This window comes from Rathayibacter sp. AY1C5 (assembly GCF_002931705.1).
Lineage (GTDB): Bacteria > Actinomycetota > Actinomycetes > Actinomycetales > Microbacteriaceae > Rathayibacter.
This window is the reverse complement of record NZ_PSWD01000057.1, coordinates 1-3,517: the sequence shown is the minus strand read 5'-3', so window position 1 is coordinate 3,517 and position 3,517 is coordinate 1. Positions and strand designations below refer to the sequence as shown.

Genomic DNA, 3,517 nt, shown 5'->3' with positions numbered 1-3,517 from the left:
GGCCCCCGCCGGATCCCCCCGGTGCGCCGTGCCCGGCCCACCGACCCACGAACGAAGGACGAAGCCACCTGTGGCCGATCACTACGAAGTGCTGGGCGTCGACCGCGACGCCTCCGCCGACGAGATCAAGAAGGCGTACCGCCGACTCGCCCGCGAGCTGCACCCCGACGTCAACCCGAGCGCGGACGCCTCCGAGCGCTTCAAGCTCGTCACGCACGCCTACGACGTCCTGAGCGACGCCCAGCAGCGGGCGCAGTACGACCGCGGGCCCCAGGAGGGCTTCGGCGGCGGCGGCCAGGGCTTCGGCGGGTTCGGCGACATCTTCGAGACCTTCTTCGGGCAGGGCGCGCAGGGCTCGTCCCGCGGGCCGCGCTCCCGCCGCGAGCGCGGCCAGGACGCCCTGCTGCGCGTGGAGGTCTCGCTCGACGAGGTCATCTTCGGCACCCACCGCGACCTCGAGGTCGACACGGCGGTGCTCTGCGAGACGTGCCAGGGCTCGTGCTGCCAGCCCGGCACCTCGCCGGTGACCTGCGACATCTGCCACGGCTCCGGCCAGATCCAGCGCACGGTCCGCTCGCTCCTGGGCAACGTGATGACGGCGAGCCCCTGCGGCACCTGCCGCGGCTACGGCACCGTCATCGCGACCCCCTGCTCCACCTGCCAGGGCCAGGGACGCGTCCGCGCCCGCCGCACCATCCCCGTCGACGTCCCCGCGGGAGTCGACACGGGCCTGCGCCTGCAGATGCCCGGCAGCGGCGAGGTCGGCCCGGCCGGCGGCCCCAACGGCGACCTGTACCTCGAGATCAAGGTCAAGCACCACGACGTCTTCAGCCGCAACGGCGACGACCTGCTCTGCACCCTCGAGGTGCAGATGACGGACGCGATCCTCGGCTCCACGGCGTCGCTCAAGGCGCTCGACGGCGACATCGAGATCGAGATCAAGCCGGGCACGCAGAGCACCGAGATCGTCACGATCAAGGGACGCGGAGTCACGCGCCTGCGGGGCAGCGGACGCGGCGACCTCCGCATCGGCATCCAGGTCGTCACCCCGACGAAGCTGGGCCACCGCGAGCGGGAGCTGGTCCAGGAGCTCGCGAAGCACTACAAGCCGCAGAAGCCCGCGCTGACCCACTTCCAGCAGGGCCTGTTCTCCAAGCTCCGCGACCGCTTCCTGGGCTGAGCCCGTGGCGCACCACTACATCGACGAGTCGCTGGACTCCGGCGGCTTCGTCGTCGGGGGCCGGCTCGCGCTCACCGGCGCGGAGGCACGGCACGCCGCGACCGTCAGCCGAATCCGCGCGGGCGAGAGCGTCCGGGTCGGTGACGGGCGCGGACTCGTCGCGACCGCGGTCGTCGAGAGCGCGGAGCCGGCGCGAGTGGTGCTCGTCGTGGAGTCGATGCAGGAGTCCCCGGTTCCGTCCCCGCGCCTTGTCCTCGTCCAGGCCCTCGCGAAGGGCGACCGCGACGAGCTCGCCGTGCAGGCGGCGACCGAGCTCGGGGTGGACGAGGTCGTCCCGTGGCAGGCCGCGCGGTCGATCTCGCGGTGGTCGGGCCCGAAGGAGGAGAAGGGGCGCGAGCGCTGGCGGGCCATCGTGCGCGAGGCGAGCAAGCAGTCGCTGCGCCCCCGGGTGCCCGAGGTCGCGCCGCTCGAGCAGGTGCGCGGTCTCGTCGCGCGCGCCGCGACGTCCCGCGTGCTGGTCCTCGAGCCCTCGGCGCAGGCGCGGCTCTCCCAGGTGGTCCCGGACGGACGCGACCTGGTGCTCGTCGTCGGGCCCGAGGGCGGCATCGCTCCGGAGGAGCTGCGGCTGCTCGCGGAGGCGGGCGCCGAGGCCGTCGCGCTCGGCGACTCCGTCCTGCGCACCTCGACCGCAGGTCCCGCTGCCATCGCCGTCCTCTCGGCCCGCCTGGGCCGCTGGTGACGCTCCTCCACAGCCGCCTCGGGGCGCCGGAGCAGGGTGCCGTGGGCGAACGCGGCGCCCGTCGCGCACGGGCCCCGTTTAAGATGAGTGCATGAGCGAACCTACCGTCTTCACGCGCATCGTCCAGGGCGAGATCCCGGCCGATGTGGTGTTCGAGAACGAGCGCATCCTCGCGATCACCGACATCGAGCCGAAGGCGCCCGTCCACCTCCTCGTCTTCCCGAAGACCCAGGAGCACGCCACGGTCGCCGCCCTCGCCGCCGCCGATCCCGCCCTGCTCGCCGAGATGGTGCAGGTCGCCCAGTCGCTCGCCGACGCCCACAGCAACGGTCAGTTCCGCCTCGTCTTCAACTCCGGCGAAGAGGCGGGCCAGACCGTGTTCCACGTGCACGCCCACGTCCTGGGCGGCCACCAGACGGAAGGCTCCCTTGCCACCGGTTGAGAACACGGGCGCGAGCCCCGACGAGCGTCCCGCCCCCGGCGCGGACGCGTCCGAGACGACGCGGCGCGTCGTCGCCGTCGACGGAGTCGCGATGGTGCGCCTCCTCGGACCCCAGGACCGCCTCATCCGAGCGGTCGAAGGACGATTCCCCGATGTCCGGGTGCACGTGCGCGGCAACGAGGTGACGCTCGACGGCGAGCGCGAGCCCGTCGCCGCGGCGACGCGCCTGGTGGAAGAACTGGTGCGCATGACCGCGAGCGGGCACGATCTCGACCCGGAGGGCGTGCGCGAGTCCGCCCGCATCCTGCAGAACGGCGGGCCGGTGAGCCCGGCCGAGGCGTTCGGCCAGGCCATCCTCACGGCACGCGGACGGAGCGTGAGGCCCAAGACGCTCGGGCAGCGCGAGTACGTCGACGCGGTCGATCAGAACACCATCGTCTTCGGCATCGGCCCGGCCGGAACCGGCAAGACCTACCTGGCGATGGCGAAGGCCGTGCAGTCGCTGCAGCGCAAGGAGGTCGAGCGGATCATCCTGACCCGCCCGGCGGTCGAGGCGGGGGAGCGGCTGGGCTACCTGCCCGGCTCGCTCACCGACAAGATCGACCCGTACCTGCGCCCGCTCTACGACGCGCTGAACGAGATGATGGACCCCGAGATCGTCCCGAAGCTGCTCGCGGCCGGCACGATCGAGGTCGCTCCGCTCGCCTACATGCGCGGGCGCACGCTCAACAACTCGTTCGTCGTGCTCGACGAGGCGCAGAACACGACGCCCGAGCAGATGAAGATGTTCCTCACCCGCCTCGGCTTCGGCTCCAAGATGGTCGTCACCGGCGACATCACCCAGGTCGACCTGCCGACCGGCGCGAGCGGACTCCGCCTCGTGACGCGCGTGCTCGACGGCATCGACGACATCCACTTCTCGCGCCTGACCAGCGAGGACGTGGTGCGCCACAGCCTGGTCGGCCGCATCGTGGACGCGTACACCGAGTACGACCAGCAGAAGCAGGCGCAGCACTTCGAGCGCGAGCAGGCCCGGGAGTTCGCGAACCGCGCCGAGCGCCGCCACGAAATCGGCGTCGTTCTGGTAGAGGTTCCGCTCCATCTCATCGAGGAGCCGTTGCCTGTGTTCAGAAAGGGGCATCGTGACCCCTACAGG

At 72.0% G+C, this 3,517-nt stretch carries 3 protein-coding genes and 2 pseudogenes; 4 read left to right on the top strand and 1 reads right to left on the bottom strand.

The features are described 5' to 3' along the window. Positions 1–70: 70 nt before the first annotated feature. From dnaJ to C5C57_RS17395, 4 genes and pseudogenes are all read left to right on the top strand, one after another. Positions 71–1,180, top strand: a complete 1,110-nt coding sequence (dnaJ, locus tag C5C57_RS17410) for a molecular chaperone DnaJ (protein ID WP_104225203.1) — start codon at positions 71–73, stop codon at positions 1,178–1,180. 4 nt (positions 1,181–1,184) lie between these two features. Continuing rightward, positions 1,185–1,919 (top strand): 16S rRNA (uracil(1498)-N(3))-methyltransferase, encoded by a 735-nt coding sequence (locus C5C57_RS17405; protein WP_104248360.1) that lies wholly within the window; start codon positions 1,185–1,187, stop codon positions 1,917–1,919. A 91-nt stretch (positions 1,920–2,010) separates the two neighbouring features. Next, entirely contained in the window at positions 2,011–2,361 is a 351-nt protein-coding gene (locus C5C57_RS17400) for an HIT domain-containing protein (RefSeq protein WP_104225201.1), read from the top strand. Positions 2,362–2,452: 91 nt separating this feature from the next. Beyond that, positions 2,453–3,424: pseudogene (locus tag C5C57_RS17395) on the top strand (PhoH family protein); the annotation flags it as partial. Here the strand turns inward: C5C57_RS17395 and C5C57_RS18585 are convergent. Beyond that, positions 3,398–3,463: pseudogene (locus C5C57_RS18585) on the bottom strand (hypothetical protein); the annotation flags it as partial. The pseudogenes C5C57_RS17395 and C5C57_RS18585 overlap by 27 nt on opposite strands. Between the last annotated feature and the right edge of the window lie 54 nt (positions 3,464–3,517).

Coding starts and splice junctions, on each gene's coding strand:
- C5C57_RS17400 (WP_104225201.1), top strand. CDS start 2,011: ATGAGCGAACCTACCGTCTTCACGCGCATCGTCCAGGGCGAGATCCCG.